The sequence below is a fragment of the Dermacoccus sp. SAI-028 genome (assembly GCF_004346775.1).
Lineage (GTDB): Bacteria > Actinomycetota > Actinomycetes > Actinomycetales > Dermatophilaceae > Dermacoccus > Dermacoccus nishinomiyaensis.
This window is the reverse complement of sequence record NZ_SMFS01000001.1, coordinates 1-26,690: the sequence shown is the minus strand read 5'-3', so window position 1 is coordinate 26,690 and position 26,690 is coordinate 1. Positions and strand designations below refer to the sequence as shown.

General features: G+C 68.3%; 27 protein-coding genes, 3 pseudogenes and 1 other annotated feature. Of the genes and pseudogenes, 8 read left to right on the top strand and 22 right to left on the bottom strand.

The window, feature by feature from the left end; all coding sequences use genetic code 11:
* Positions 1-8 precede the first annotated feature (8 nt).
* Positions 9-455 (top strand): 50S ribosomal protein L9, encoded by a 447-nt coding sequence (gene rplI, locus EDC82_RS00155; protein WP_006944736.1) that lies wholly within the window; start codon positions 9-11, stop codon positions 453-455.
* A gap of 94 nt (positions 456-549) precedes the next feature.
* Here the strand turns inward: rplI and EDC82_RS00150 are convergent, their stop codons facing one another.
* Together EDC82_RS00150 and EDC82_RS00145 are read right to left on the bottom strand one after the other, a co-directional pair.
* Positions 550-1,371, bottom strand: a complete 822-nt coding sequence (locus tag EDC82_RS00150; protein WP_160126158.1) for a serine hydrolase — start codon at positions 1,369-1,371, stop codon at positions 550-552.
* Positions 1,372-1,477: 106 nt separating this feature from the next.
* Positions 1,478-2,833 (bottom strand): MATE family efflux transporter, encoded by a 1,356-nt coding sequence (locus EDC82_RS00145; RefSeq protein ID WP_074045858.1) that lies wholly within the window; start codon positions 2,831-2,833, stop codon positions 1,478-1,480.
* Between the two features lie 326 nt (positions 2,834-3,159).
* Between EDC82_RS00145 and EDC82_RS00140 the strand changes: the two genes are divergently transcribed.
* The 3 genes from EDC82_RS00140 to dnaB all read left to right on the top strand — a co-directional run bounded on the left by EDC82_RS00140 (position 3,160) and on the right by dnaB (position 7,913).
* The gene (locus EDC82_RS00140; protein ID WP_131940171.1) at positions 3,160-4,242 is read left to right on the top strand and encodes an NlpC/P60 family protein; all 1,083 of its coding nucleotides are present in this window, start codon (positions 3,160-3,162) and stop codon (positions 4,240-4,242) included.
* 383 nt (positions 4,243-4,625) lie between these two features.
* Entirely contained in the window at positions 4,626-5,738 is a 1,113-nt protein-coding gene (locus EDC82_RS00135) for a peptidoglycan-binding protein (RefSeq protein ID WP_160126157.1), read from the top strand.
* Positions 5,739-6,515: 777 nt separating this feature from the next.
* Entirely contained in the window at positions 6,516-7,913 is a 1,398-nt protein-coding gene (gene dnaB / locus EDC82_RS00130) for a replicative DNA helicase (RefSeq protein WP_074041083.1), read from the top strand.
* Here dnaB and EDC82_RS00125 read toward each other — a convergent pair.
* The 11 genes and pseudogenes from EDC82_RS00125 to EDC82_RS00075 all read right to left on the bottom strand — a co-directional run bounded on the left by EDC82_RS00125 (position 7,878) and on the right by EDC82_RS00075 (position 15,721).
* A pseudogene (locus EDC82_RS00125) lies at positions 7,878-8,482 on the bottom strand (recombinase family protein). The gene dnaB and the pseudogene EDC82_RS00125 sit on opposite strands and share 36 nt — an antisense overlap.
* A 235-nt stretch (positions 8,483-8,717) precedes the next feature.
* The gene (locus tag EDC82_RS00120; RefSeq protein WP_006944675.1) at positions 8,718-9,311 is read right to left on the bottom strand and encodes a cadmium resistance transporter; all 594 of its coding nucleotides are present in this window, start codon (positions 9,309-9,311) and stop codon (positions 8,718-8,720) included.
* Positions 9,312-9,379: 68 nt separating this feature from the next.
* Positions 9,380-9,817, bottom strand: a complete 438-nt coding sequence (locus EDC82_RS00115; protein WP_235006024.1) for a signal peptidase II — start codon at positions 9,815-9,817, stop codon at positions 9,380-9,382.
* A gap of 80 nt (positions 9,818-9,897) precedes the next feature.
* Positions 9,898-11,859 (bottom strand): cation-translocating P-type ATPase, encoded by a 1,962-nt coding sequence (locus EDC82_RS00110; RefSeq protein ID WP_006944623.1) that lies wholly within the window; start codon positions 11,857-11,859, stop codon positions 9,898-9,900.
* Entirely contained in the window at positions 11,856-12,002 is a 147-nt protein-coding gene (locus EDC82_RS00105) for a hypothetical protein (RefSeq protein ID WP_006944664.1), read from the bottom strand. The genes EDC82_RS00110 and EDC82_RS00105 overlap by 4 nt, the downstream gene beginning before the upstream one ends.
* Positions 11,999-12,385, bottom strand: coding sequence for a helix-turn-helix transcriptional regulator (locus tag EDC82_RS00100; protein WP_006944798.1), 387 nt, complete (start codon positions 12,383-12,385; stop codon positions 11,999-12,001). The genes EDC82_RS00105 and EDC82_RS00100 overlap by 4 nt, the downstream gene beginning before the upstream one ends.
* A gap of 95 nt (positions 12,386-12,480) precedes the next feature.
* The gene (locus EDC82_RS00095) at positions 12,481-13,224 is read right to left on the bottom strand and encodes a cytochrome c biogenesis CcdA family protein (RefSeq protein ID WP_006944749.1); all 744 of its coding nucleotides are present in this window, start codon (positions 13,222-13,224) and stop codon (positions 12,481-12,483) included.
* A complete protein-coding gene (locus tag EDC82_RS00090; protein WP_040014494.1) occupies positions 13,221-13,796 on the bottom strand; it encodes a TlpA disulfide reductase family protein in 576 nt (191 codons plus the stop codon). The genes EDC82_RS00095 and EDC82_RS00090 overlap by 4 nt, the downstream gene beginning before the upstream one ends.
* 173 nt (positions 13,797-13,969) lie before the next feature.
* Positions 13,970-14,263: pseudogene (locus EDC82_RS00085) on the bottom strand (integrase core domain-containing protein); the annotation flags it as partial.
* Between the two features lie 4 nt (positions 14,264-14,267).
* Positions 14,268-14,423: pseudogene (locus tag EDC82_RS00080) on the bottom strand (IS30 family transposase); the annotation flags it as partial.
* Positions 14,424-14,476: 53 nt separating this feature from the next.
* Positions 14,477-15,721 carry an IS256 family transposase gene (locus EDC82_RS00075; RefSeq protein WP_040014493.1) on the bottom strand — a complete coding sequence of 415 codons (1,245 nt, stop codon included), beginning with the start codon at positions 15,719-15,721 and terminating at the stop codon, positions 14,477-14,479.
* Positions 15,722-15,775: 54 nt separating this feature from the next.
* Here EDC82_RS00075 and EDC82_RS14400 point away from each other — a divergent pair, with 54 nt between their 5' ends.
* Positions 15,776-16,021, top strand: coding sequence for a peptidoglycan-binding protein (locus EDC82_RS14400; RefSeq protein ID WP_040014492.1), 246 nt, complete (start codon positions 15,776-15,778; stop codon positions 16,019-16,021).
* A 78-nt stretch (positions 16,022-16,099) separates the two neighbouring features.
* Here the strand turns inward: EDC82_RS14400 and EDC82_RS00065 are convergent, their stop codons facing one another.
* Positions 16,100-16,378: a M48 family metalloprotease gene (locus tag EDC82_RS00065; protein ID WP_074041082.1), complete on the bottom strand. Its 279-nt coding sequence runs from the start codon at positions 16,376-16,378 to the stop codon at positions 16,100-16,102.
* Positions 16,379-16,408: 30 nt separating this feature from the next.
* Positions 16,409-17,652 (bottom strand): IS3 family transposase gene (locus EDC82_RS00060; RefSeq protein ID WP_131940167.1). Its coding sequence is split into 2 segments (ribosomal slippage): positions 16,409-17,379 and positions 17,379-17,652, totalling 1,245 coding nucleotides; the frame shifts between segments, so codons are not numbered across the junction.
* Positions 17,249-17,383, bottom strand: a sequence feature (AL1L pseudoknot). It overlaps the preceding gene by 135 nt.
* Before the next feature lie 57 nt (positions 17,653-17,709).
* Between EDC82_RS00060 and EDC82_RS00055 the strand changes: the two genes are divergently transcribed.
* Positions 17,710-18,855, top strand: a complete 1,146-nt coding sequence (locus EDC82_RS00055) for an IS30 family transposase (protein ID WP_131940164.1) — start codon at positions 17,710-17,712, stop codon at positions 18,853-18,855.
* A 54-nt stretch (positions 18,856-18,909) separates the two neighbouring features.
* On the top strand, positions 18,910-21,072 hold the full coding sequence (locus EDC82_RS00050; protein ID WP_006947559.1) for a hypothetical protein: 2,163 nt from the start codon (positions 18,910-18,912) through the stop codon (positions 21,070-21,072).
* A gap of 225 nt (positions 21,073-21,297) precedes the next feature.
* Here EDC82_RS00050 and EDC82_RS00045 read toward each other — a convergent pair whose 3' ends face one another.
* From EDC82_RS00045 to merA, 5 genes are read right to left on the bottom strand one after another with little or no spacing between them, the layout of a single operon-like run.
* Positions 21,298-22,218: a cytochrome c biogenesis CcdA family protein gene (locus EDC82_RS00045; RefSeq protein ID WP_006947554.1), complete on the bottom strand. Its 921-nt coding sequence runs from the start codon at positions 22,216-22,218 to the stop codon at positions 21,298-21,300.
* Positions 22,219-22,221: 3 nt separating this feature from the next.
* Positions 22,222-22,740: a redoxin family protein gene (locus tag EDC82_RS00040; protein ID WP_006947551.1), complete on the bottom strand. Its 519-nt coding sequence runs from the start codon at positions 22,738-22,740 to the stop codon at positions 22,222-22,224.
* A complete protein-coding gene (locus tag EDC82_RS00035) occupies positions 22,737-23,036 on the bottom strand; it encodes a hypothetical protein (RefSeq protein WP_006947549.1) in 300 nt (99 codons plus the stop codon). Before EDC82_RS00035 ends, EDC82_RS00040 begins: the two co-directional genes overlap by 4 nt.
* Positions 23,037-23,065: 29 nt before the next feature.
* Positions 23,066-23,749, bottom strand: coding sequence for an organomercurial lyase MerB (merB, locus tag EDC82_RS00030; RefSeq protein ID WP_015780448.1), 684 nt, complete (start codon positions 23,747-23,749; stop codon positions 23,066-23,068).
* Positions 23,737-25,161, bottom strand: a complete 1,425-nt coding sequence (gene merA, locus EDC82_RS00025; RefSeq protein WP_131940162.1) for a mercury(II) reductase — start codon at positions 25,159-25,161, stop codon at positions 23,737-23,739. The genes merB and merA overlap by 13 nt, the downstream gene beginning before the upstream one ends.
* 104 nt (positions 25,162-25,265) lie before the next feature.
* On the opposite strand from merA, the gene EDC82_RS00020 reads away from it, so the two are divergent.
* Entirely contained in the window at positions 25,266-25,655 is a 390-nt protein-coding gene (locus EDC82_RS00020; protein WP_006947558.1) for a heavy metal-responsive transcriptional regulator, read from the top strand.
* Positions 25,656-25,798: 143 nt separating this feature from the next.
* Here the strand turns inward: EDC82_RS00020 and EDC82_RS00015 are convergent, their stop codons facing one another.
* Both EDC82_RS00015 and EDC82_RS00005 read right to left on the bottom strand, forming a co-directional pair.
* Positions 25,799-26,062, bottom strand: a complete 264-nt coding sequence (locus EDC82_RS00015) for a hypothetical protein (RefSeq protein ID WP_040015181.1) — start codon at positions 26,060-26,062, stop codon at positions 25,799-25,801.
* A 179-nt stretch (positions 26,063-26,241) separates the two neighbouring features.
* The coding region (locus EDC82_RS00005) for a transposase (RefSeq protein ID WP_200829258.1) at positions 26,242-26,690 on the bottom strand (449 nt) is incomplete at its 5' end.

Genomic DNA, 26,690 nt, shown 5'->3' with positions numbered 1-26,690 from the left:
ACACCGACATGAAGGTCATCCTGACCCACGAGGTTTCCAAGCTCGGCACGGCCGGCGACGTCGTCGACGTCAAGCCCGGTTTTGCCCGCAACTACCTTCTGCGCAACAACCTCGCCACGGAGTGGACGAAGGGCGGCCAGAAGCAGGTCGACTCGATCACGAAGGCTCGCGAGACGCGTTCCATCAAGACGCTCGAAGAGGCGAAGTCCGTCAAGGGCAACCTCGAGAACGCCAAGGTGACGCTGAAGGCTCGCGCCGGCGAGAACGGCCGCCTCTTCGGCGCCGTCACGACCGGTGAGATCGCCGACGCGATCAAGGAAGCCGGCGCCGGTTCCGTCGACAAGCGCAAGATCGAGATCACGACGCCGATGCGTTCGCTCGGCGAGTACTCGGTGCTCGTGCGTCTGCACCCCGAGGTGCAGGCCACGGTCGACGTCAAGGTCGCCCGCGCCTGATCCTCACCGCTCCGCCCCGGCCTCGTCCGGGGCGGAGCGACGTCGAAGCCCCGCGCCACGGTTCGTCCGTGGGCGGGGCTTCGTCGTGCGTGCGTCAGAGGGCGGTCGCGAGGTGCGCGTGGATGGTCGCGGCGACGCGGTTGGCGACGGACGTGCCGATCGCCATCGTCGGGGTGCGCTGCAGGATGGCGAGCGTGTGGTTGCGGTTGCCGCCGACGTGGCCGATGCTGTTGACGCGCCACAGACCGGCGTAGGGCAGCCAGCCGTTCTTCACCTGACTCGTGCCGATCGAGCCGACGCCCCAACGCTGATCCGCCGCGACCTGGCCCATGAGCGTCAGGATGTAGCCACGGTTGGCGGCGTTGAGCAGCCTGCCGCGCCAGCTGATCTCGTTCATGAGGACGATCTGGTCGTAGGCGGAGGTCGTCGTCAGGCCCCAGGCTCCGGCAGCGCGCGTCGACGTCATGCCGAGGCTGTTCGCGACGGCCTGCACCGCGGGTGCGCCGCCGACGCTGCGCCACAGGTTCGTCGCCGCGTTGTTGTCGCTGACGCGGATCATCGGGGAGGCCTGGCTCTTCTCCCACGCGGTGAGGCCGCGCCCCGCCTTCTGGGCGCGCGAGCAGACGGCCGCGAGGATGAGCACCTTGACGATGCTCGCGCACTCGTTGCGGAACGGCGCGTTGTACTGCCACACCCGCATGCTGCGCCGATCGTGCACGGCGACGGACAACCCGCCGGTCGTGGATGCGTCGATGGCGTGCATCTTGTCGTAGAGCCCCACCGTGGTGGCCGAGGCCTGGGTCGCCCCGAGCGTCGAGACGGCGCCGGTGGCGCCCAGTGCGAGCGCTCCGGTGAGTGCGGTCCGGCGGCTGACGCCGTGACTCGTGAGCAGTCGATCATCGAGGTCGTGCGTCATGGGAACTCCCTGAGAGATGCCTGCGTATGACCTCAAGATAGTGGGTGAGCGCGGCCCATGTGGCATTCGCGGCCCCGCGAGCATCGGGGCCGGCGGGACCGGGGCGTCAGCCGGCGCTCTCGAGGTGCATCCAGGCAGTGCCTCGACGCCGGTGGTCGAGCACGGCCATGCGCGCGAGCAGGTAGAGCGCATACATCACCCAGACCGCGACGAGCGGCGCCGCGTCCCCCCAGCCTGTGACGGCATCCCGCGAGGTGCTCAGGACCCACACGAGCGGCAGGTAGCCCACGAGAAGCGCCAGTTGCGCACGGGCGAGGAACGCGCCGTCCCCGGCACCCATGAGCACACCGTCGTGGACGAACAGCACGCCCGACGGTGCGCTCACGAGGGCGATGACGACGAGGGCGGCGCTCGTCGTGTGCGCGATCGTCGCATCGGAGGTGAACAGCAGGGGCACCCACCACGCCGTGACCAGCGTCGCCACACCGCCGACGAGTCCGCAGCGCCAACCCCATCGAGTGAGCGTCGCGGTCAGTTCGCGGGTGCGTGAGGCGTCACCGCGGCCCAGTGATTCGCCGACGAGCGCTTGCGCCGCGATGGCGACGGCGTCGAGCGCGAACGTCAGGAAGGTGAAGATCGTCGATGCGATCTGGTGCGCCGCGAGGGTACCGGGGCCGAACAACCCGGCGGTGGCCGTCGTGAGGAGCAGGACGGCGCGCAGCGCGATCGTACGCACGAGGATCGGCGCCCCGGCGCGTGCCGCACCCAGGACACGTCCCGGGTGGGGGCGGACGTCGAGATGGCGCACCCGTCGGCCGATCGAGGCGAGCAGGGCGAGCGCCATGAGCCACTGCGCGGCCGTGGTGCCGGCGGCCGAGCCGGCGAGGCCGGTGTGCAGACCGAGGACGAGGATGGCGTTGAGCGCCGCGTTGAGGGCGAATCCGGTGACGGTGACGAGCAGCGGCGTCCGCGTGTCCTGTAGGCCCCTGAGCAGCCCCTGCGCTGCGAGGCAGACCAGCATCGCCGGGATGCCGAGGGCGCTGATCCGCAGGTATGTGACGCCGGCGTCCACGACGTCAGGCGCGCTGGTCATCGCGCGCACCGCGAGTGGCGCTGCGGCGAACGTCGCGGCGGCGAGCGGGATGCTGAGCGCCAACGCGAGCCACACGCCGTCGAGGCCCGCCCCGATCGCTCCGTCCTCGTCGTTCGCGCCCATGCGGCGTGCGACGAGTGCGGTTGTCGCGTAGGCGAGGAAGACGAAGATGCCGGTGAGGCTGAGCAGGACGGCGCTCGCGGCTCCGAGCGCCGCGAGCTGCGTGACGCCGAGGTGGCCGACGATCGACGAATCGGTCATGAGGAACAAAGGCTCGGCCACGAGCGTGAAGAAGGCCGGCACGGCAAGGGCGCGAATCTGGGGCCCCAGGGAGTCGGTTTCCTGCACTTCTCGCGCTGCCCGTCTCATCATATGAGAAAAAATGTCCTCTCGTGCAACCGCGTCGGCGCGCCTGCTCGGCGGAGCCCCCTGGCTCCTGGTATTGGCCCGAAACTACGCGGAACGACGGGAAAAGATCCAGGTGGGCGTCGTGGCCGCTTATCTCGCGCGGCGCGCGTCGAGTCAAGCATTTACCGGGCGTGTCGGCAACTTTCATTTCACACTCAGGAAACGCTCGGGCAGAGTGAAGCCTGCACCTTTGTGAGCGGGGGCTGGCGAGGGTGTGGCAGTGGCGTGCGTCTCCACCCTGGAGACGCGGTGCGCTGGAACGCGAAAACCGTAGAAAGGCTGCTCACTTGAGTACACATGCTCCCCTGCACATGAGGAGACGCGAGCGCACCGTGCGCCCGCAGCTCGCTCTTCGATCCGGCCTCGGAGCCGGGGTGGCGCTCGCCATCCCGGCCACCGGAGCCCTCGTCGCGGCCGCGCCCGCGATGGCCGCACCCGGCACGGGTACGACCACGCCGAGTGCGACCACACCGACCGTCAAGCCCGTCCTGTTCTTCGGCTCCCGTGGGGAAGCGGTGAAGGCGATCCAGGCGCAGCTCCAGGTCAACGCGGACGGCATCTTCGGCCCTGCGACGCTGTCGGCGGTCAAGTCGTTCCAGCGCAGCAACGGGCTGTACGCCGACGGCATCGTCGGCAAGCTGACGTGGGCGAAGCTCGCTGCGGCGACGACGCCGACGACTCCGACAACGCCGACCACTCCGACAACGCCGACCACTCCGACCACGCCGACGACGTGCTCCGCGAACACCACGACGCTGCGCTTCGGTTCGACGCACGCGCTCGTCAAGGTGCTGCAGAGCAAGCTCGGAGTCGAGGTCGACGGCATCTTCGGGCGGGCCACTCGTGCAGGGGTCGTCTCGTTCCAGGCGCAGAACGGTCTGTACGCGGACGGCATCGTCGGCAAGCTGACGTGGGCGAAGCTGGGCTGCTCGACGACGACTCCCACGACGCCGACTCCTCCCACGGTGCCCACGACGCCGGCGACGCCTCCCACGGTGCCGACGACGCCGACGACGCCTGCTCCGTCCGCGACGGCCGCGCAGATCATCGCGTACGCCAAGACGTTCCAGGGTGTGCCGTACGTGTGGGGCGGTTCGACGCCGTCGGGCTTCGACTGCTCCGGCTTCGTCTCGTACGTGTTCAAGCAGTACGGCATCACGATGCCGCGCGTCTCCGCGCAGCAGCAGGCGTACTTCCCGAGCACGACGAACCCGCAGCCGGGTGACCTGCTGTTCTACAGCTACCCGGCGTATCACGTCGCCATCTATCTCGGCGACGGCATGATGATCGACGCACCGCACCCAGGTTCCACCGTGGGTGTTCGCGCGATCTACGGCAAGCCGTCGAGCTACGCGCGCGTGCTGCGCTGAAAGACGGCGTCGAGACTGCCGCGATGGCAGGGGATGGCGCTCGGATCCGGTCGTACCGACAGTGGGGAAGCTGACGCGGACGACGGACCGAGCGCCGTCCCACATCGTGGACAAAACTGAATGATGAATATTTCGTCGAACATTTTTTCGAGGCTCGAAAGGATGTTCGTTTCGTGCTCCCCGGAACCATGCCGAAAGTGCCCGTCAGCCGCGTGATCACGGGAAGATCACGGGGTGCCAGAACGACATGCATGTGATTTTCGGGGTGCTTTGCGGCGACGTTCGGCTCGTGCATCCTCGACATGTCGCACCCCCGTGCGACACGTGAGCACGAGCGCCCACTGCGAGTCGACTGGCGCTCTTCGACGACGGAGCGAACCGCCATGACGAAGTACTTGCCCAAGCACCTTGCCACGCGCCACGGCCGCGTCGAGTCCGCGCGCGTCGGTGCTGCCGCAGCCCGCGGCTCCCGATCCGCCCTCGCGCTCGGCGTGGGCGCGACGCTGCCCGTCGCCGGAGCGGCTGTGATGGCTGCCCCGGCTTTCGCGGCGCAGGAGACGCCGGCGCCGGCGCCCGCTCCCACCATCTCGCCCGTGCTGACTTTCGACTCGCGCGGCGAGGCCGTCAAGACCCTGCAGGCTCGCCTCGCTCTCGTCGTCGACGGCTGGTACGGCCCCGTCACGACAGCGGCCGTCAAGGACTTCCAGCGCGCCAACGGCCTCGACGTCGACGGCGTCGTCGGCCCCCGTACGTGGGCGGCGCTCGACGCGTCGTCCGCACAGCCGAGCGCCGGCGACGTCGTCCGACGCGGCGACTCGGGCCCGCTCGTGCGCGCCATCCAGTCGAAGCTCGGGGTGAACGTCGACGGCGTGTTCGGGTCGCTCACCGAGTCGGCGGTCGTGACGTTCCAGCGCTCGCACGGCCTCGTCGTCGACGGTGTCGTCGGGGCGAAGACGACGTATGCCCTCGCTCTCGCCACGGACCAGGCGACCGGTGGTGACACCGGTACCCCCGTCCAGGCGGGCGTCCCGCCGCTCGTCCACCCGGACGCGCCGTACGAGCTGCCGTTCCTCAACGGCTACCCGGCGCCCATCACGCAGGGTCCGTACGGGGCAGCGAGCCATCACAAGTACTACGACAAGCACGCCGTCGACTTCGGGGTTCCGACGGGGACGCAGGTCGTCGCCTCCGCGTCGGGCGTCGTGTTCAAGACCGAGAACAACGTCACCGGTGGCAACACCGTTCTCATCAAGGACGCCTCCGGTTTCTGCATGGAGTACGCGCACCTGTCGTCGATGAACGTCGTTGCGGGGCAGCGAGTCTCGCAGGGGCAGAAGATCGCGTTGTCGGGCAACACCGGCTTCTCGACGGGACCGCACCTGCACTGGGGCATCGTTGACTGCTCCTCCTACACGAGCATCAAGATCGCCGACTCGAAGGAGCTCGGCACCACCTACGTCCCGGGCACGATCGGCGTCTCGCGCAACGGATCCTGACGGCGACACCCCACCCGGCCTGCCCGGGTGGGGTGCCTCACGTGCGCTGCCGTGGCGGCGCGGCGTGGGATGCCGCGCAGGCTGGGTGTCGACCGCGCGGGCTGTCGACGGGTGGCAGGCGCTCACGCGCCGTGCGTGTGAACCTGTGAAAACAGTTTCGATCCAGCGCTGAGGTGTGTCGTGACGCCCAGAAGCCGGGGTGGTCTTGATTGAGTGGGATGGCACCCCGGCGCATCAGCCCCCCACTGGTTCGCCATGCTTCAGGGGGCGGAACTCGACCGCATGTGAGAGTTCCACCCTCGGAAGATGATCACGGCGAACGTTCGTGCGTCGGGGTGTCCTCGCTCGCTGCAGCGAGGTGCTCGTGGGGCTGATGTGGCGTGGTGGTCCGCGTCGCGCAGGACGATGGGCGCCAAGCGGGCCGTGAACGCGACGTGACCGGCTGGTGGGGGTGGGGGAGCTTTCGGGACTTTCGGGGCTGTGGACGACAACCCAGGTTGTCGACGACCGGGAGCAATCTTCGTCCACAGGGTGTGGATCGGCGAATCACCGCAGTGGCGCGGTTCCCACGACGGGCGGGCGAATCATCCACAGGTTTGTCCCGCGTCTGTGCACAACCGCCACCGGCGTTTCCAACACCTTGTCCACAGCACCGTCCACAGACGGGTTCGTGAACGGACGGGGCGTCTGCCTACTGTTGTCGGTGGTGAGTGCAAGGGTGGGTCGTGACGGATCGTGCGGCGTCGGCCGGGCGGGTGGCACCCGATTCGAGGAGTTGTGAGCGTGGCTGAGCTGGAGCCGTACGAGGCGCCGCCGGAGTTCGACGGGGCGGGTTCGTCGTCGATGCCGCCGGGCAAGCTGCCGCCGCAGGATCTGCAGGCGGAGCAGAGCGTCATCGGCGGCATGATGCTGAGCAAGGACGCGATCGCCGACGTCATCGCCGAGGTCAAGGGCATCGATTTCTACCGCCCGGCGCACGAGACGATCTTCGACGCGATCACCGACCTGTACGGCCGAGGTGAGCCGGCGGACGCCATCACCGTCGCCGACGAGCTGACGAAGCGCGGCGAACTCGCGCGCATCGGCGGGCAGGCGTACCTGCACCAGATCATCGCGTCGGTGCCGACGGCCGCGAACGCCGGGTACTACGCGCAGATCGTCGCCGAACGGGCCGTGCTGCGCCGGCTCGTCGACGCCGGCACCCGCATCGTGCAGATGGGCTACGGCGACGAGGGCGGCGACGTCGAGGACATCGTCAACGCCGCGCAGGCCGAGGTGTACGCCGTCGCCGACAAGCGTGGCGGCGAGGACTACGTGCGGCTCGGCGACGTCATCGAGGCGACGGCCGACGAGATCGAGCAGGCCTCCGGCACCGACGGGCAGATGGTCGGCGTGCCGACGGGTTTCTCCGAGCTCGACGGGCTGACGAACGGTCTGCACCCCGGGCAGATGATCGTCATCGCGGCACGACCGGCCATGGGAAAGTCGACGCTCGGCATGGACATCATTCGCAGCGCCGCGATTCATCACAACATGACGGCCGCGTTCTTCTCGCTCGAGATGGGGCGCACGGAGATCACGATGCGCCTGCTGTCGGCCGAGGCCGGAATTCAGTTGCAGCACATGCGAAAAGGCCAGATGCGTGACGAGGACTGGACGCGTCTGGCGACGACGATGGGCCGCGTCTCGGACGCGCCGTTGTTCATCGACGACTCACCGAACATGTCGCTCATGGAGATCCGCGCGAAGGCGCGCCGGCTCAAGCAGCGCCACGACCTGAAGATCATCGCGATCGACTACCTGCAGCTCATGAGCTCGGGCAAGCGCGTCGAATCACGTCAGCAGGAGGTGTCGGAGTTCTCGCGTGCGCTCAAGCTGCTCGCGAAGGAGCTCGAGGTACCCGTCATCGCGATCTCGCAGCTGAACCGTGGCCCCGAGCAGCGCACCGACAAGCGCCCGCAGATGGCGGACCTGCGTGAATCGGGTTCGATCGAGCAGGACGCCGACATGGTGATCCTGCTGCACCGTGACGACTACTTCAACAAGGAGTCGGAGAAGGCCGGCGAGGCCGAGATCATCGTCGCCAAGCACCGTGCGGGCCCGACGGCCGACATCACGGTCGCGTTCCAGGGTCACTACTCACGGTTCAAGGACATGGGCGGTCAGAACTTCTGAGCCGTTGCCAGCGATGACGTCATAGATAAGGCGGCGTGAGACCCCAAGGTCGATCGCGAGCTTGGCCTTGTTCGCGCCGGCGGCTGCTGCCTGACGCACGTGCGCAACCTGTTCGTCGGTGAGGCGGCGGGCACGGCCCTTGTACACGCCGCGTACTTTTGCCAGGTCGATGCCTTCACGTTGGCGTTCGCGGATGAGGGAACGCTCGAGTTCGGCGACGGCGCCGATGAGTTGGCGTTGGAACGTCGCGAACGGGTCGGCCGCGGCGTCGGGTGAGAAGGTGAGGCGTTCCTTGACGAACTCGACACTCACTTTGCGGGCGGTGAGGCCGGAGACGATCTGCTCGAGGTCGATGAGTGATCGGGCGAGGCGATCCATCGACGCAACGCGCAACGTGTCACCGCGGCGCACGTAGCGCAGCGCATCCGACAGGCCAGCGCGATCGGCTCGGCTCTTGCCAGGTTGGTGGTCAGTGAACAGCTCGTCGACCGCCCGAGCGCTTCTAGTTATCTGGCTAGATTCTGCGACGTCGACGAGACGCGCGCGTACCCCACGATCTGTCCTGGCATGTCTAGACCCTACGCGCAAGGTGAGCAATAGTGCCACCGAGGACCCTATTTGCACGCGAGCCACATGCCGAGAAACGGCGCAAATAGGGTGTACCCCATCCGCGCTAATGTGATTGTGTCAAGTCGATCTGGCCCCAGGGTGACGGTCCGATCTGGCCCCGGACGCGTTGGACACCAACCCCGGGGGACGACTGCACCAACGCCAACTGGCCGAGCCCGGTTCGGCAGCTGAGGGTCACAGGCCGAACGCGCCGCCCTCAACCAAGATGACAATGCCCAGGCCGATCAAGACCAGCGGAAAGAGGATGTGCTCCCAGCGTTCAAGCACCTCGGCGATCGGCTTACGAGTTGCGACGAACTTCGCGGCGAGGACCAGGACGACGACCAGCGCCAGGAACACGAGGCAGTAGGCCACAAGGGCGCCGGTACCTACCGCCAGGAACACCGGGACGTAGACCCCGATGTTGTCTCCGCCATTGGCGAACGTCACCGCGGCGACCGTGAGGGCGCCGACGGGCCGGTCCGCGACGTTGTCGTCATCGTCGCCGTTGCTCCACGCCTGCCAGGCGGCATAGATGCCCAGCAGGAGCGGGATAAGACCGAAGTACGGGATGGCGTCGTCGGGAAGGATGAATCCGGCGCCGAAGGTCACTGCTAATGCGGCGATAAGGATGCCACCGAACCCGAGGTACTGTCCGGCGATGATCTTGGTGGTGGCGCCTCGTTGCCCGGCTCCTCGGGCGAAGAATAGGGACAAGACGATGATGTCGTCGATGTTCGTCACCAGGTACAAGCCGATCGCCTGCAGCGCGGCGGCGGTCGTATCCATGCGTATTCGTCTCCTTCCGTCGACGTTGTTCGAGTGCTACTGCGCGCGTGCCTGCTCTGGTGCCGTGTTCACGGGTTCCTGGTGTGACGCTGTTCCTTTTCGTCATCCGCCGCGCGCCCGGGGCGCGCGTGCACCAGTGCGATCACGACGCATCCGGTGACGAGGAATGTGTCGGCGAGGTTGAAGGTGGGCCACCAGCCGGTGTGCAGGTAGTCGGTGACCATGCCGTCGCGGGCACGGTCGGCCACGTTCGCGACGGCGCCGCCGATCACGGCGCCCCCGGCGATCTGCTCCATCCGCCCGGCTCGCGGAGCCCGGTGCCAGGCGTACAAGACGAACGCGACAGAGATGGCAGCGGTGATGGCCACGACCACGCCGGCGGGCAGCTTGTCGCCCATGCTGAATGCCACGCCTGAGTTGTAGGCCAGCTGCAGCTGGATGACTCCGAGATCGACGGTGGACTCGGCGAGCCGGGCCTCAGAGGCGCCCTTGGCGATCAGGTCCACCGCAGCGATGGCCGCGGCTGTGAGCAGGACCGTGCCGCGACTTGTTCTCGCAGGCGCCGCCGTCTCGCTGGCACGGCCAATCACCTGGCGTCGGCTTCCGCTGGCACCGAAGCCGCGGGCGTGGCTGCCGGTGGTGGTGGGAGCGGCCGGGTACGGCCGGCGCGGACGCCGTTGCCGATCACGAAGATCTCCGCGACCTCGTGGACCAGCACCACCGCGGCGAGTCCGAGCACACCGAAAGCAGCGAGCGGGATCAGGAGGGCGATTAGGCCGAGAGACAGTGCGACGTTCTGCAGCATGATGGACCTGGCGCGGCGCGCATGGGTCAGGGTGTGCGGTAGGTGCCGTAGGTCCTCACCCATGAGGGCGACGTCAGCGGTCTCGATGGCTACGTCGCTGCCCATGGCGCCCATCGCGATCCCGACGTCGGCGGTGGCCAGTGCGGGGGCGTCGTTGACTCCGTCGCCGACCATCGCGGTCGGCCGGTCCTCGCGGAGCCGGCGGATGATGGCCGACTTGTCCTCCGGGCGAAGCTCGGCGTGCACGTCGGTGATGCCCGTCTGGGCGGCCAGCGCGGCGGCGGTGCGTTCGTTGTCGCCGGTGAGCATGGCGACCTGGTAGCCGTCGGCGCGGAGTCGGGCGACGACCTCCGCGGCCTCGGGCCGCAGGTCATCGCGGACAGCGATGGCGCCAACCACGCCACCGTCGTACTCGATCAGCACGGCGGTGGCGCCGGCCTCCTGCATGGCGGTGACCGGGTCGGCGAGGTCGCCTGCGGGTATCCAGCCGGGCCGACCGAGTCTGGCCTGGCGGCTGTCGATGGTGCCGGTCAGGCCTGCCCCGGTGATGGCCTCCACGCTCTCGGCGTCGCGGTACACCGGGACGGCTGCGAGGATGGCGCGGGCCAGTGGGTGCTCACTGCGCGACTCCAGCGCGGCCGCGATCGCAAGGACCTGCTCCTGGGTGTGGCCGGGAGCGGTGGCGACCTGGACCACTGACGGTTGGTTGCGGGTCAGCGTGCCGGTCTTGTCCAGGGCAACGGCACGGATCCGGCCGAGTGCTTCCAGTGCGGCGCCGCCCTTGACCAGGGCGCCGATGCGGCTGGCGGCACCGATGGCGGCGACCACGGTGACCGGAACGGAGATCGCCAGGGCGCACGGGGAGGCCGCGACCAGCACGACCAGCGCGCGCTCGATCCAGGTGGCCGGATCGCCCAGCAGACTACCGATGATCGAGATGCTTCCGGCGAGGACCATGATGCCGGGCACCAGCGGCTTGGCGATCCGGTCGGCCAGGCGCTGGGCGTTGCCCTTGCGGGCTTGCTCGGCCTCGACGATGGTGACGATCCGGGACAGGGAGTTGTCCTCGGCGGTGGTGGTGACCTCGACCTCAAGCACGCCGGTTCCGTTGATGGAGCCGGCGTAGACGGCGTCTCCGGCGGCAACCTCGACCGGGACGGACTCCCCGGTGAGGGCCGAGACGTCCACAGCGGTGCGACCGTCACGAACGACGCCGTCGGTCGCGACGCGCTCACCCGGACGGACCAGGAGCAGGTCGCCGATCGCGAGCTCGGTCGGAGCGACGGTGACCTGGGTGCCGTCGCGAAGGACAGTGGCCTCCGCCGGAACCAGCGACAGCAGTGCGCGCAAGCCGCGGCGGGTGCGGGCGACGGCGTACTCCTCCAAGCCCTCACTGATGGAATAGAGGAAGGCCAGCATCGCTGCCTCGGCAACCTCGCCGAGGATGACGGCGCCCACCGCGGCGATCGTCATCAGCGTGCCGACGCCGATCTTGCCCTTGACCAGACGCTTCAGGGTGCTCGGGACGAAGGTCCAGGCGCCGAGCGCCAAGGCGACGCCGTTCAGGCCGGTCACCGTCGAACCGGAGGCACCGGAGCGGTCGGCAATGAAGCCTGCGACGAGGAAGACTCCAGCGAACGCGGCGAACCGCAGCTCGCTGACCTCCCAGAGCCGCTCAGGCTCTAGCTCCGCTAGCTCGTCATCGCGCGGATCGTCGTGGCCGCAGCCGCATGCATCCGTCATGGTGCTACTTCCTCGGTCGTGGCGAGGATGCCGGCGGTGATCGCGACCGCGCCCTCGATGAGGTTGTAGGCGACGGTGAACTGGGCCAGCCGCAGACCGCGCCGGGTCAGCTGCTCGGTCTCGACGGCGGACAGCTGGGTCACCGCTTCACCTTCTCGGCACCAGGACGGGCAACATCTCCGTAGGTGGGGCAGAGTGCAACGGCCTCGCCGGTCGCGCCGAGCAGGGTCTCGGCCACGGCAAACAGCTCGATCAGCTCTGGGTGGGTGACCCGGTAGACCGAGGACCGTCCCTGCGGCCGGTAGTCGATCAGCCCGCAGTCGCGCAGGCACGCGACGTGGGATGACACCGTGGACTGCGGCAGGCCGAGCTCCGCGGTCAGGTCGACCACCCGAGCCTCCCCCGAAGCCAGCCGGCGAGCGATCGCGAGCCGGGTGGGATCAGCCAGCGACCGGAACAGCGCTACCGCGGCGGTCAGGTCTGGTTGCAGCCCCGGGTCGTCTGCAACCTCACTTCTCATCGACATGCGCCGATAATAACGACATCAGCCATTGATCGGCCAATCTCGGTGACACCGATGTCGGGCGCGGTGACGGTCGTCGTGGCCCGGTGGGGCTCAGGTCACAGAGCGGGGGTGAAACCTGAGCTGAGGTTGACCTGTATCCATGTCATGGCGGACTGCCAGGCACCGGTCACCATCAGGACACCCACGGCGAGCATGAGCACGCCGCCCAGGCGCTGGGTGGCCCGGTGGTGGGTTCGCAGCCAGCGTGAGGCGCGGTCGGCGCGGGCCCACCCTGCGGCGATCAGCACGAACGGCAACCCCAGGCCCAGGCTGTAGCCGGCTGCGAGCAGTACTCCGCGCAGGACTGGCGCGCCGTCGTTGCTCAGCGGTGAGGCGGCGACCTGGATAGCGCCGTAGACGGGGCCGATGCATGGGCTCATGCCGATGCCGAAGACCATGCCCAGGACGGGCGCGCCGAGGAGCCCGGCGGCTGGTCGCCACCGGACCGGCAGTCCCCGCTGGCCGATGAACCCGAGGTAGACCAGCGCCAGGAGGATGACCAGGACCCCACCGCCGCGCATCAGCAGGTCCCGGTGGCCGAAGAAGAGGCTCATCGCCGCGTTGAGCGCCACCGACAGGCTGACGAACACGACGGAGAAGCCGATCACGAACAGCGCGGCGCCGGCGACGACGCGCGTACGCCTGGTGTGGTCGGTCAGTCCGGTGACGTAGCCGAGGAAACCGGGCACCAAAGGCAGCACGCACGGCGAGGCGAACGAGACGGTCCCGGCCGCCACGGCCAGCATGACGGCCAGCGGCAGGCTGCCGCTGGCGACGACGTCGGCCGCGTCGGACGTCATGTTGCTGGCTCGGCGAGCATCTGGTCGACCAAGGACCGGAACGTCGTCTCGGTTGACTCACCGGACACCCGTGCGGCGATCCGGCCCTGCTTGTCGATCACCAATGTGGTCGGCACCGTGACGACCTTCCCCTGCAGTCCCAGCAACGACTTGCCGCCGTCATCGCGCAGGGAGGGATAGCGCACACCGAACTTGGCCGCGGTCGCGCTGGCAGAGGTCACTGAGTCCTTCTGTAGTACACCCATGAACTGCACCGGCGCACCGGCCGCACGGTAGCGGGTCCAGGCGCTCTGCAGCTGTGGTAGCTCCTTCTGGCGCGGCGGACACCACGAGCCCCAGAAGTTCAGCAGCACCACCTGGCCGCGGGCCGAGCTGAGCGACCACGCCTTGCCCTCCAGGGTCGTACCCTCCAGCGCCACGGGCTTCTTTCGCTTCCCAGGTGCGATCACCTCGATCTGGCCGTTACCGGCGACGTACCCCTTGTTGTCGCCACGCTTGGCCTGGCCAGCAATCGAGTTCGAACCATCACCACAAGCAGCGGCTCCGGCCAGCACCACGGCCGCTGCCGCCACAGCAGCGAGCCGACGCTGGAACGGGGACCGACGAAGGCTACGCACCCGCGCACTCTATTACTACCGACCGTGGTGGAGTGAGTCGAAGCGCCGGGTCCGCCCAATCGCTTTCCCGCGGCCGGCGCTCCACCAGCTCAAGCATCCTGGGGTTGACCCCGTCTGGTGGACATCGGTTATGCGGCTTCAGCAGCCGCGGTGGTGAGTTGGTCTTCGAACGCTGTCGGGCTGATCTGACCGAGGGCGCTGTGCCGCCTGCGACGGTTGTAGACCGTGTCGATCCAGGTACTGACTCCGGTGATGGCTTCGGCCCGGGTCGTGAACGAATACCTATGGTAGTACTCGGTTTTCAGGGTTGACCAGAAAGATTCCTGTTGCGCGTTGTCCCAACAGACCCCGGTGCGCCCGACCGACAATCGAACATCGAGCTCTTCTGCGGCCTCGGCGAGTTGGGCCGAGGTGTACTGACTGGGTTCAACTGGTCGATGCAACACCGGCTTGTGCCAGCAACAGTAGTTCTTCGTTGAAGGCTTCTGCGGGGGTCTTCCAGCCGAGTGCCTTGCGGGGGCGGGTGTTCAGGGCGTGCGCGACGGCTTGGAGTTCGTCTTGGCCCCAGCGGGCGAGGTCGGTGGTCAAGTCCGCTGGGGTGGTGTACGAGGTTGATCCCTCGGTTGGTCGTGTTGTCAGGCTGTGAGGGCCTGTAGTTCGAGTTCGGTGGTCACCTCCTCGGTGGTGGTGTCGACGGCTTGTGCGCGGGCGAGGACGTCGAGGCCGAGGTAGCGGCGGCCTTCGGCCCACTCGTCGTGTTGCTCGGCCAGGACGGCGCCGACGAGCCGGATGATGGATGCGCGGTCGGGGAAGATCCCGACCACGTCGGTGCGCCGGCGGATTTCGCGGTTGAGCCGCTCGTTCGGGTTGTTCGACCAGATCTGACGCCAGACCTCTTTCGGGAACGGCGTGAACGCCAGAATGTCCGCCTTGGCACCTTCGAGATGTTCAGCCACCGCCGGGAGCTTCTCGTGCAGGGCGTCGACGACGCGGTCGAACTGGGCGTGCACGGCCTCAGCATCGGGCTGGTCGTAGATCGAGTGCAGCAACGCCTTGACCCACGGCCAGTTGGTCTTCGGGGTCGCGGACATCAGGTTGGCCGCGTAGTGGGTCCGGCAGCGCTGCCAACCGGCGCCCGGGCTCGTGGCCGCGATCGCAGCTACGAGCCCGGCGTGGGCGTCAGAGGTGACGAGCTTGACCCCCGTGAGGCCGCGGGCGGTCAGATCCCTCCAGAACGCGAGCCAGCCGGCGCCGTCCTCGCTGGTGGTGACCTGCGCGCCGAGGATCTCGCGGTGCCCGTCAGCGTTGACACCGGTCGCGACCAGCACGTGCACCGGCACCACACGGCCACCTTCGCGGACCTTCAACACCAGCGCGTCAGCGGCGACGAACGTGAACGGCCCGGCGTCTTCGAGTCGTCGGGTGCGGAACTCTTCGACGTGCTCGTCGAGTTCCTTGGCCATCACCGAGACCTGGGACTTCGACAGGCCGGTGATCCCGAGAGTCTGGACGAGCTTGTCCATCCGCCGCGTCGAGACGCCGAGGAGGTAGCAGGTCGCCACCACGCTGGTCAGTGCTCGTTCGGCACGCTTCCTGCGCTCGAGCAGCCACTCCGGATACAGCGACCCGGTGCGTAGCTTGGGGACGGCGACATCCAGGGTGCCGACGCGGGTGTCGAGGTCGCGGTGGCGGTAGCCGTTGCGGGAGTTGACCCGCTCCGGGGTCCGTTCGTTGTAGCCGGCACCGCACACCGCGTCGGCCTGGGCGGACAGCAGTGCATTGACGAAGGTGGTGAGCAGGTCCCGCATCAGATCGGGGCTCGCCTGGGACAGCTGCTCGTTCAGGAAACGGGCAGGGTCGATACTGGGTCCAGCGGTCATCAAGGTGTCCTTCTTCGAGGTTGGTTGTGAGAGATCACTCGAAGGATCCACCTGGTGGCCGCGCCTACGTTGAAGGCACGCGCTCACTCAGGTCCGTCGTACACCACTCTGCTGGACTCCACTCTGCGCGCCTCGGTGGCGAACTTGCAGCGCCACCTCGGCATTCGCGCTGACGGCGTCTTCGGCCCGCAGACCCGCGCGGCCGTCGTGCGCTTCCAGCGCGCGCACCACCTCGGCGTAGACGGTGTCGCCGGCCGGGCCACCTTCCGCGCGCTCCACATGTACTACGTGGACGCCTGAGCGAACGCGAAGGAGGGGTGGTGATTCCAGTGGAATCACCACCCCTCCTTCGCGTTCGCTGGGCGCGGGGGGAGTCTGTCAGTTCTCCAGGAGTTCGATGCGTTCGATCAGTGGGGGGTGGGTGTTGAGCCACGACATGGGTGGCGTCTGACTCTCTTCGTTGCCATTGTCGTGCTGGTTTTCGAGGTAGGAGGTCAAGCCGGGCGCGAGGCCGTGCTTCTTCACGAAGTCGTCGGCGCGGAACTCTTCAGCGCGGTCGGCGGCGCGCAGGGCCAGTAGCAGCCCTGTCCAGATCAGTGCGCAGGCTACGCCCGCACCAAGGGCTACAGGGTGGTTGCGCAGCAGGCCCAAGAGCATGAGTGAAGCGTCCCGGGTTTCGTGCCGCTCCTATGCGGGTGCCAACTCTCGGTTGAGGTTGGCGTAGTAGGCGGTCTCGTACTCGGCCGGGGTGGTCATGGCCAGAGACGAGTGGAGCCTTCGGTTGTTGTACCACTCGACCCATCCGGCGGTGGCGTACTCGACGTCGGCGATGGTCTTGTACGGGCTGTCGTGGAAGATCGTGGTGGTGATGCACTCGGTCTTGTACAGGCCGATGACGCACTCCATGAGTGCGTTGTCGTACGCGTCCGCGACGGTGCCGATCGATGCGGCGATGCCCTCGGCGGCCAGGTGCTCGGCGAAGCGCAGGCTGGTGTACTGCGACCCGGCATCGCTATGTGCGATCAGCTCGCCGGGTTGGACGGGGTGCCCGGCTCGGTCGCGTTCCCACAGCGCGATCCGCAGCGGTGTCAGGACCAGCGGTGTCGTCTTGCTCGTCGCGGCGTGCCAGGCCACGACCTTCTGGGAGTAGCAGTCCAGGACGAACGCGACGTACACGAAACCCGCCCACGTGCGTACGTAGGTGAAGTCCGCGACCCACTTCGTGTTCGGCGCTGCCGCGGTGAAGTCCCGGTTGAGCAGGTCACCAGCCCGATGCCCGTCCTTGGCCGGGATCGTGGTGCGTACCGGACGGCCGCGGCGTACCCCGTTCATCCCCGCGACGCGCATGAGCCGATCCACGCGACCGGCGCCGACCTGGTGACCTTGCCTACGTAGCCAGGCGGTCATCTTGCGACGCCCGTACAGCCCTTCCGGGGTACCGACGAGGTCGTGCAGGACGTTGAGCAGGACCGCGTCGGACGTGTCACGGGCCGATGCGCTGCGGTGGCGCCAGGCCCGGTAGGTGCGTGCGGCGATCTGGCAGCCCTCCTGGCGGAGCACCCTGCAGACCGACTCGACCGCGTGCCCCTCGGCGCGCATCTGATCGATGAAACCCATGATCATCGGTTGCGGGGGTCGAGCTCCCCCGCGAAGAAAATCGAGGCCTTGCGTAGGAGCTCGTTGTCCTCGCGCAACCGCTTGACCTCGCTGCGCAGACGACGCAGCTCGGCCAGGTCGTCGCTGGTCGGCCCGTCCTTCAGGCCGGCGTCGACGCGGTGTTGCGAGACCCAGCGGCGCAAGGTTTCACGGCCCACGTCGACCTTCGGTGACACCAACGCGACGGCCTTGGTGACGGACCCGGCTTCCTCGACGCGGTCCAGGACCATCCGCACCGCGCGGTCCTTCACCTCGGGATCGAACTTCTTCGGCATGAACAACATCCTCTCGAACTCGAAAGGAAGCGGCATCACACCCGGGACGCTTCAGTCATGGCCGGGTCGTCGAACGAGCAGCAGGAGAACGTCTGGGCGTTGTGGGCGAAGGGTGAGCCGATCAGGCTCATCGCCCGCACGATCGGCGTCAGCCAAACCCCAGTCCGGACGCTGCTGCGCCGCCATGGCGGAGTGAAGCCGCCGCCGCGCGCCCGGAACCGGCGGCACCTGTCGCTGAGTGAACGTGAAGAGATCTCCCGCGGCCTCGCCGCCGGCTTATCGTGCCGTGTCATCGCCGCTCGGCTGGGGCGCCATCACACGAGCATCAGCCGCGAAGTCGCCCGCCACGGCGGCCCCGGCACCTATCGCGCGGCCATCGCTGACGCGGGCGCGTGGCGCAACGCGCGCCGCCCGAAACCCTCACGTCTTCACCGCGACCCGGCGCTGTCGAGCCTAGTCGCGGCGAAGCTGGAACGAGGGTGGTCACCCACCCAGATCGCCCACTGGCTACGGCGCGAACAGCAGGATTCGTTGTCGCACGAGTCGATCTACCACGCCCTGTACACCGGCCAGATCCGTGCGCCACAACAGGGAAGCCTCCTGCGATCAGGGCGATCCCTGCGCCATGCGCGCGTCGCGAAACCCCGACAACGCCGCGGCGTGTTGCGGAACATGACCTCCATCCACGATCGACCCACCAGCGTCGAAGACCGGGCCGAAGTCGGCCATTGGGAAGGTGACCTCATCGTGGGCCAGCGCCCGTCCGCCGTGGCCACCCTCGTCGAACGCTCCACCCGCCTGGTGCGCGTCGTCGCCCTGCCAAACGGGTACAAGGCTGACGCCGTCAGGGACGCTCTCATCGAGAATCTCGCCGACGTGCCGCCGCAGTTTCGTCGGTCGTTGACGTGGGATCGCGGCAGGGAAATGGCCTTCCACGACCAGGTGACGCACGCCCTGGGCATGCAAGTGTTCTTCTGTGACGCCCGTTCGCCATGGCAGCGCGGCACGAACGAAACTCCCCCGCGCGCTTCGCTCCAAGCAGGAGGTGCCCCCAGCGAACCGCCTGCTGCGTCAGTACCTCGCGAAGAACGCCGACCTACGCTCCTTCACCCAGACCGACCTCGACACCATCGCGACGCGCATCAACGAACGGCCCCGCAAGGTCCTCGGCTGGGCCTCATCCCACGACGCCTTCACCGATAGCCTGAACACCATCAATGGTGCGTTGACCGGTTGAATCCGCCATGCTGGGTCGACATGAAACCCGAAGCGGCCGAGCGCATCGTCGAGCAAGTCCGCCGCCATCGCCGTGTCGCGACCGCGACCATCCTTCGAGCGGTGGAGCAGATGGCGGCGGACGGGAGGGACCGCCGAGTGCGGCTGATGCTCGAGCTGCAGGCCCACGGCGCGGAGTGGTTCTCCGACCCGGCCGCGGGCTCTGTGCTGTTCGGCACGTTCTACGACCTTCTCCACGCGGACGGCGCGCGTCTGCCCGAACGACGCTGCGGAGGCTGCGGCACCACGCGCACGCTCACCGAACGCGTCGAGGGACGAGTGAGCTGCCGACGCTGCTACCGGATCGCGCACCATGCCCCCTGCGATGGCTGCGACGACGTCACCAACCTGGAGCGGGTGCTCTCCGACGGGCGGCGACTCTGCCAACGCTGCACGAACAAGCTCCCCGACGAGAACGCCGTCTGCGTGAGCTGCGGCAACCATCGACTGATCGCCTACCGCAGCCCGGAGGGCCCGCTGTGTTCAACGTGTCGGAGCTCCTCCCGGCTGGACACCTGCACGGACTGCGGGGAGCTTGCGCCCTGTTTGTTCCACGGCAGCGAGAAAGCGATCTGCAAACCCTGCTCCGACAAGGCCAGCGTCGACACCTGCACGATCTGCGGGAACGAGCGGCAATGCCGCTGGCCGGGAACCGCGCGCGCCGCCTGCGAGCAGTGCTCCAACCCTCGCCAGCCCTGCGTGAGCTGCGGGGAGGTCCGGCTGCGCCACAAGCGCACCGAAGACGGCTCCGGCTATCTCTGCTGGGCCTGCGTTCCGCCGATCATCGAGACCTGCACAAGCTGCGGAGACGCTCGGATAGTGAACGGCCGGATCGAGGGCCGGCCGTTCTGCCCGCTCTGCTATCCCCGCCAACCGGAGTCGTTCCGCCCCTGCACCAGCTGCGGGACCATCACACGGCTGATCGCGAAGCTCTGCCCCCGTTGCCGAGCCGATCAGATGATCCGGGAGATGGTGCCCGACGAGCTCGCCGCCTCCGATGCACGCATCGCGCATCTGCGAGAGCGGTGGTTCCAGGGTGCTCCGTCGAAGATCGTCTACGCCTTCGAACGCGGCACCGTCGCCTGCACGCTGATCACCCGAGTGCTCACCGCCCCATCCCTGCGCACTCACGCCTACCTCGACCAGGCCGGCTCGGAGTATCAGACCCGAGCGGTTCGGTCCGTGCTCATCGACCACGGGCTGCTCCCACCGCGGGACGAGCTGCTCGCCCGGTTCGAGCTCTGGCTCGACAGCGCACTTGCCGAGATCCCCGACCCGGGTGAACAGCGCACCGTCACCCAATACGCGCGATGGCGACACCTGCGCGCACTGCGCCGCAACACGATGCCGTCCCGATCAGGCCAGCTGTCCTGGCGGCGGCTCGAGATCGCGGGGATCATCGAACTGCTGGAATGGATCCATACCCGCGGAGGTTCTCTCGTGTCCCTCACCCAGGCGGATGTCGATGAATGGCTCACCGGCGGCCGACGCCCGTTCCTGCACCACTTCCTGACCTGGACCGCACGGGCCGGCGCATCCCGACCGCTCACCGCTCCACGCCCGCCATCAGGAGCCTTGAGCCCGCAAGCCATGAGCGACGAGGAACGCTGGCGGCTGCTCGCCGATGTCACCTCCGACCCGTCCATCAACCCGCACACGAAGCTCGCCGCGGGGCTGATGCTCATGTTCGGCGTCCGGGCGGCGAAGATCGTCCAGTTGCGCGCGGAAGACGTCACCGTCACGGACCAGGCCGTGGTCGTTCGCCTCGGCCAGGAACCTCTCGTGCTCCCCGCCGAGCTCGCGCCGGCGGCCGCGGGAGCCGCCAGCAACCGCACCGCGCCTCGCATGTTCGTGGAGAGCATCGAACAGGAGTGGGTCTATCCCGGAACCCGGGCCGGGCATCACATGGCCCCCGACACGCTGAATACCCGGCTCCGCGCTGCCGGCATCCCGCCGCGACTTGCCCGCACCGGCGCGCTGATAGCGCTCGCGCAGGAACTCCCACCCGTCGTTCTCAGCCGGCTGACTGGCCTGGACATCTCCTCCGCGATCGCCTGGTCCAACGCGATCGGCGCGAACAGCACCGCCTACGCCGCCGCGGTCGTCGAGCGCGTCGGCATGCCCCTCCCAGTCGTCCTGCACTGAAATCTGACGATGACGTTTCCAGGGATGTCACGTCGTGAGAATCGGGCGGCACCGATTCTGCTCGGCGGTCAACTCGTCCTGATCGTGGCCGCGCTCTCCTTCGACATAGGCCACGAACAACACCCACGCCGTGTCCGATGATCGGCGTCGGGTGGGAGGGCGTCTGGTGTCCGAGTTCGTCGTTCCGGTCAACCACGTCGTATGACCTTGACGTGCAGGAGCCGCTCAATGCCGCTCGGTCGGCACGCTCGGCCGGTCCCCGGGAGAGTGCGTCGACTGAGGGTCGCAGCAGTCCTCCTCGGTCCTCCGTCCGGAGTTCCGACGGCGTTGATGAAGGAATCCGCTTAGTAGCACGATGAGCACCACGGTGGTAGACAGGCCGGCGATGACGCCGGTGTTGCTTTGGAGCCAGTTCGATATCGTCGCCGAGACAGCGGCGACGTCGGTGCGCCCTGCGGAAGGGGCATCGCCGACGACAACTGGAAACCAGTACCAAGCCAGGTAGACGCCGGTGAGGATCAGGACGGCGGCGGTGACCTTGGGAACGAATCGTGTCAGTGCGGCGATCCGCCTGGACAGCACAGAACCGGCTACGGCGGCGACCACGGCGACAAGCAGCAGGACGGTGGCGGAGCCGGCGGCATAGATGGCGAAGACGAGGAGCAGCCCGACGAAACTGGCTGTCGCCTGGGCCTGGGCGATGACCGCGAGGAGTACGCCGAAGGTGCACGACAGCGAGGCCGCGGCGTAGCCGACGCCGAAGACGACCATGCGCACGGCGCTGGGCAGCCGTTCGATTGCGCGGCCGGGTATGCCGGGAAGCCGGAGGGACATAGAGCGTCCGGCTAGCATCGCCCCGCCGAGCAGCACCAACAGGATCCCGACGGCGAGGCCGAGGGCTGGGGCGGCCTGGATCAGGCCCCGTGCGCCGGCGCTTACCGCGACGCCAGCCAAGGCGAGCGTGCCCGCAAACCCGATCGTCAGCGCGAGGCCAGCCCGTAGGGCGCGCAGCAGGCGCACCGGGGCTGAGGAAGAGGCGGCGTCGCCCAGCGCATGGGTGATCCAGGCCGGGAGCAGCGCGAAGCCGCAGGGATTGACGGGGGCGATCATCCCGGCGGCGAAGGCAAGGGCGAGGAGTCCGCCCATCGCTCAGGCCCCGGCCTTGTGGAGCGCGGAGACGATCGTATCGGCGTCGGGGTCGGTGGCGCGGAAGGTCACCTGTCCGTCACTGTCGACGATGATCAGTGTAGACAGCGCGGCGACCCCGAAGCGCTGGGACAGCGCCGCGCCCTCGTCGATGGCGGCGGGGACATGCACGGCGTCGACGTACTCCATGAACCTCTGAATGGTCTCGGTAGGTTCGCGCGGATCCATGTCGACGGCGAGGAACTGGGCATCGATGCCGGCCTCCTCGGCCGCGGCTGCCGCCTGACCGAGGGATCGGACTCCGCCGACGCATTCGCCGCAGCCGACGGAGAAGAAGAACACCGCGGTGGGCTTCCCGGCGGCGGGCAGGCTGATCCGCTGAGCGTCGATGCTGGTCACCGTCGCGGCGGTGGCAGTCTCGGCAGAGACGGGATCCTTATCAACGGTGCCGCAGGCGGTCAGGATGAGCGAGCCTGCGAGCAGGAGGGTGGCGAGCGAACGACGGGCGCGGGAGCTGATCATTGGTTCTGTTCGCCCTTCGGGTCGGTGCGGTGAGCGGATTCGGTGGGCGGGCAGCAGTCAGGTTCGACACGGCCGCGGCGGGTTCGGCGGCGGACGACGACGAGCAGCACGATCGCGAGGAGCGCAATGCCCACGCCGATCACCCACGGGTTGCCGAGAAGGAGCCCGCCGATGCCAGTAAGCATTCCGCCGGCGATGAGCACGGGCAGCGCGCAGCAGATCGTCATGAGGAGCACGGCACCGGCTCCCAGGAGTAGGCCACCGCCTCGCGTTCGGTCGTCGTGTTTGGAGGTCATAGCGTTCTCGAATCCTTCTGTGTCGCGGGTCAACAGCAGCGGGGACAGTCGTCGGCCACCGGGGTGTCGTCCTGAAGCAGGTCGAGCAGGCTCGTTGTGAGCTCGTTGCCGATCCGGTAGGCCTCGGCCACCGACACCACCTCGGCACCGGGATGCTCAGAGAGCCACCCGGTGGCGTCGTCGACGGAGGCGAAATAGTGCACCTGGTTGCAGAAGGCCGAGCGGATCGAGGTGATCTGCTCCAGGTTCACCAGCGACACCACGGCGCTCGGGGGTGTGACGCCGGTGACACCGGCAACCGGATCGATGGTGACGCGGATCGTCTCTCCGCTGGCCGGGGAGACGGACTCCACGCGCGCTGGGCGATCGAGGAGGGCCGGGAAGATGAGGGTGTCCAGGGCGCACCAGGTGTAGAGCTCCTCACCGTCGACGGTGAACCGGTGCGGTGTAGGGCGCAGCGTGAGGCCCTGGCCGACGATTCGGCCCTGGTCGTCGTACTCGGTGTCCTGCATCGCGGCCAGTCCGAGCCGTACCTCGTCGATCGTGCGGCCCGCAGCCACGGACAGCTGTTGGACGGTGACGGGGTCACCGTCGGCGAGCAGCCGCAGCAGCGGGATGAGCAGGCCGGTCTCTCCCAGTCGGCTGAGCCGCTCGGGCAGTTGCATGCTGAGGTCAGACATCGTGGGTTCCTCCAGTTCGTTCACGCGCAGCACGACAGGAGCGACGGGTCGGTGGTGAAGGCCTTGGCGGCGATCCGGATGCCCTCGGCCATGGTCAGGTAGGGGGCCCAGGCGTCGGCGACCTCGGCGACCGTCTTGCCGAGCACGTGGACCCCGGCGGCGGCGAGCTCGCCGGCGTCCTTGGCGACGGCGGTGATGCCGAGGATCTTCCCGGTGTCGGCGTCCACGACGATCTTGACGAAGCCGCGGGTGTCGCGGTTGACCAGTGCGCGGGGCACGTGGTGCAGGGGCAGGACGCGGCAGTCGCAGCGGATCCCGGCGGCGACGACGTCCTTCTCGGTCATCCCGACCGCGCCGATCGCCGGGCCGGTGAACGTCACCCTCGGCAGTCGGGCGTAGTCCACGGCCCGATCGGCGTCGGCGAACGCGTTCTCGGCGACGAGGGTGCCGTGGTGGGCGGCGACGTAGACGAACTCGGGGTGGCCGGTCACGTCGCCCGCGGCCCAGATCCGCGGGTGGGAGGACTGCATCCGGTCGGAGACGACCACCTCGCCGAGGTCCCCGGTCTTGACCCCGACCCTGTCGAGGCCGAGCCCATCGGTGGCCGGTCGTCGTCCGAGGGCGACGAGCACCTGGTCGGCGCGGAACTCCTCCCGGCCGCCGGCGACGTCCGCGGTGACGACGGCCTGCCCGGTCGCGGCGTCGCGGGACACCCGCGTCGGCAGCGCGCGGCGGACCACCCGGATGCCCTCGTCGGCGAACACCTCCTGCAGCGTCCTGGACACCTCCGGCTCCTCCTTCGACGCGAGCCGGGACCGGACCAGCACGGTGACCTGGGAGCCGAGCCGGGCGAACAGCTGCGCCTGCTCCAGGGCGACGTAGCCGCCGCCGAGCACGAGCAGGGACTCAGGGAGTTCGGTCAGCTCCATCGCCGTGGTCGAGGTCAGGTACCCGGTCTGGTCCAGGCCGTCGATCGGCGGGGCCCACGGCCGAGAGCCGGTCGCGACCAGGTAGTGCCCGGCCTCGATCGTCTCGGTGCTCCCGTCGTCCCCGGCGACCTGGAGGACCGGTGCGTCGGGGGTGCCGGCGAACGCGGCATCGCCGCGGTGGACGGCCCAACCGTAGGAGTCGGCGACGTCGGCGTACTTCTCGCCCCGCAGCGACTCGACCAGCGCCTGCTTCCCGGCGATCAGGGCGGGCATGTCCACTGGCCCCGCCGTCGTCGCGATCCCCGGGAACCGGTCGGCGGTGTCGGCCGCGGAGTGCCGTGCGTCGGCCGCGGCGATCAGGGCCTTCGACGGCACGCAGCCGGTGTTCACGCAGGTGCCACCGAGCGTCCCGCGCTCGATCATCACCACCGACTTGCCGAGCGTGGTCGCGCGGATCGCGGCGGCGAACGCACCACCGCCCGATCCGATGATGGCGAGGTCGTACTTCGTGGGCATCGCAGCTCCCGTCACTTGGGTTTCTCTTCTTTCTCGGCCATACTGGACCTTCCAGTGCAGGGGAAGGTCAAGAAGGCTTCTGCCGAAAGAAAAGGGGGCCTGCGATGCGCATCGGGGAACTCGCCGAGCGGGCGGGAACGACGGCGAAGACGCTGCGGTTCTACGAGGAGCAGGGCCTGCTGCCCCCGGCCGAGCGCACGCCGTCCGGATACCGCGACTACGCGCCCGAGACGGCCGCCCGGATCGACTTCGTCCACCGCGGCCAGGCCGCGGGCCTCACCCTCGCCCAGATCCGCCAGATCCTCGACATCCGCGACGGCGGCGCTGCTCCCTGCGAGCACGTGCGCGATCTCCTCGACGCGCGCTTCGCCGAGATCGGGCAGCAGATCGCCCAGCTCACAGCGCTCCGAGACACCATCGCCGAGCTCAGGCACGACGCCGCGCAGCCCGACCCCGACTCGTGCAGCGCGGACCAGGTCTGCCGGTACCTGTAGCTCACGGAAAATCCTCTCGGCTCTCCCAAGCGACGAGAACGGAAAGTCGTGCAGAATCCCCCGTCCGCCAAATAGCGCCAAATCAAATAACGCGCACTACCAATATGCGCTTGACGCGAGTTGGACCCATTCAGAGTCAGCCATCAGCCGGCCAGGTAATCATCGAGTGCGCGGCGCATGATGGCGGAGGCGCTGGTGTGCTCGTCGTGGACGCGACGGCACACTGCGTCGAGGCAGGCAGTGACGGTTTCGGCGCGCTTGGTGCCAACGGTGTGGGGCCGGCCCACGGAGTTGAGAGTCGCGCCAGGGAAGCCGTCTTCACCGTCGGTGATGGGCTGGTCGTTCATGGTGCCCCACCGGCCATGCTGGTCGGGGCCGGTCGCGGTAACGAAGGTGCGCTCGGCCATTGCGGCTTCCTTTCGGTCGCTTTCAAGGTGGATTTGCGGTGTGCGCGATGGCTTGGACCTCGCTGAATAGGGTGGCCCTGCAGCTTTTCTGCATGTGGTGCGAGGGTAGTGCGTAGGCCGTCCGGAACCCGAACCAGGCCAGGTTCGTGAGGCTGCACCCCGTAGAGGCCCAAAGGGGCTCATCCCAGTCGAGGGTGTAGACGGGGTCTGAACCCGCCGGTCTCGAGCAGGCTCCTGGCGATGTAGTTGGTGAGGTTGCGGAACCCAAGAGCACTGCCGCGGAGGTGTTCGAGGCGGCCGTTGATCGCCTCGGTCGGACCGTTGGACGTGCCGGGGCGGTCGAAGTAGGCGAGCACGTCGTCGGCGCGCTTCCTCAGCGTCCGGCCGAGTGTGGTGAGTTCGACCAGCGCCCTCGGGACACCGCTGCTGATCGAGGCAATCAGGTTGGCCATGAGCTCGCGGCCGTGGTGGCGGTCTTCGTGGCGGTAGGCGGCGATCATCCGCTGGTAGATCCCCCAGGTCGCCTCGACCTCGACATGCTCCTCGGCCCCGAACAACGTGCGGAGTCGAGCGGCCTGCTTGTCGGTCAGCAGCTCGGCGCCGGTGTGCAGGGTCCGCCGCGCGGCAT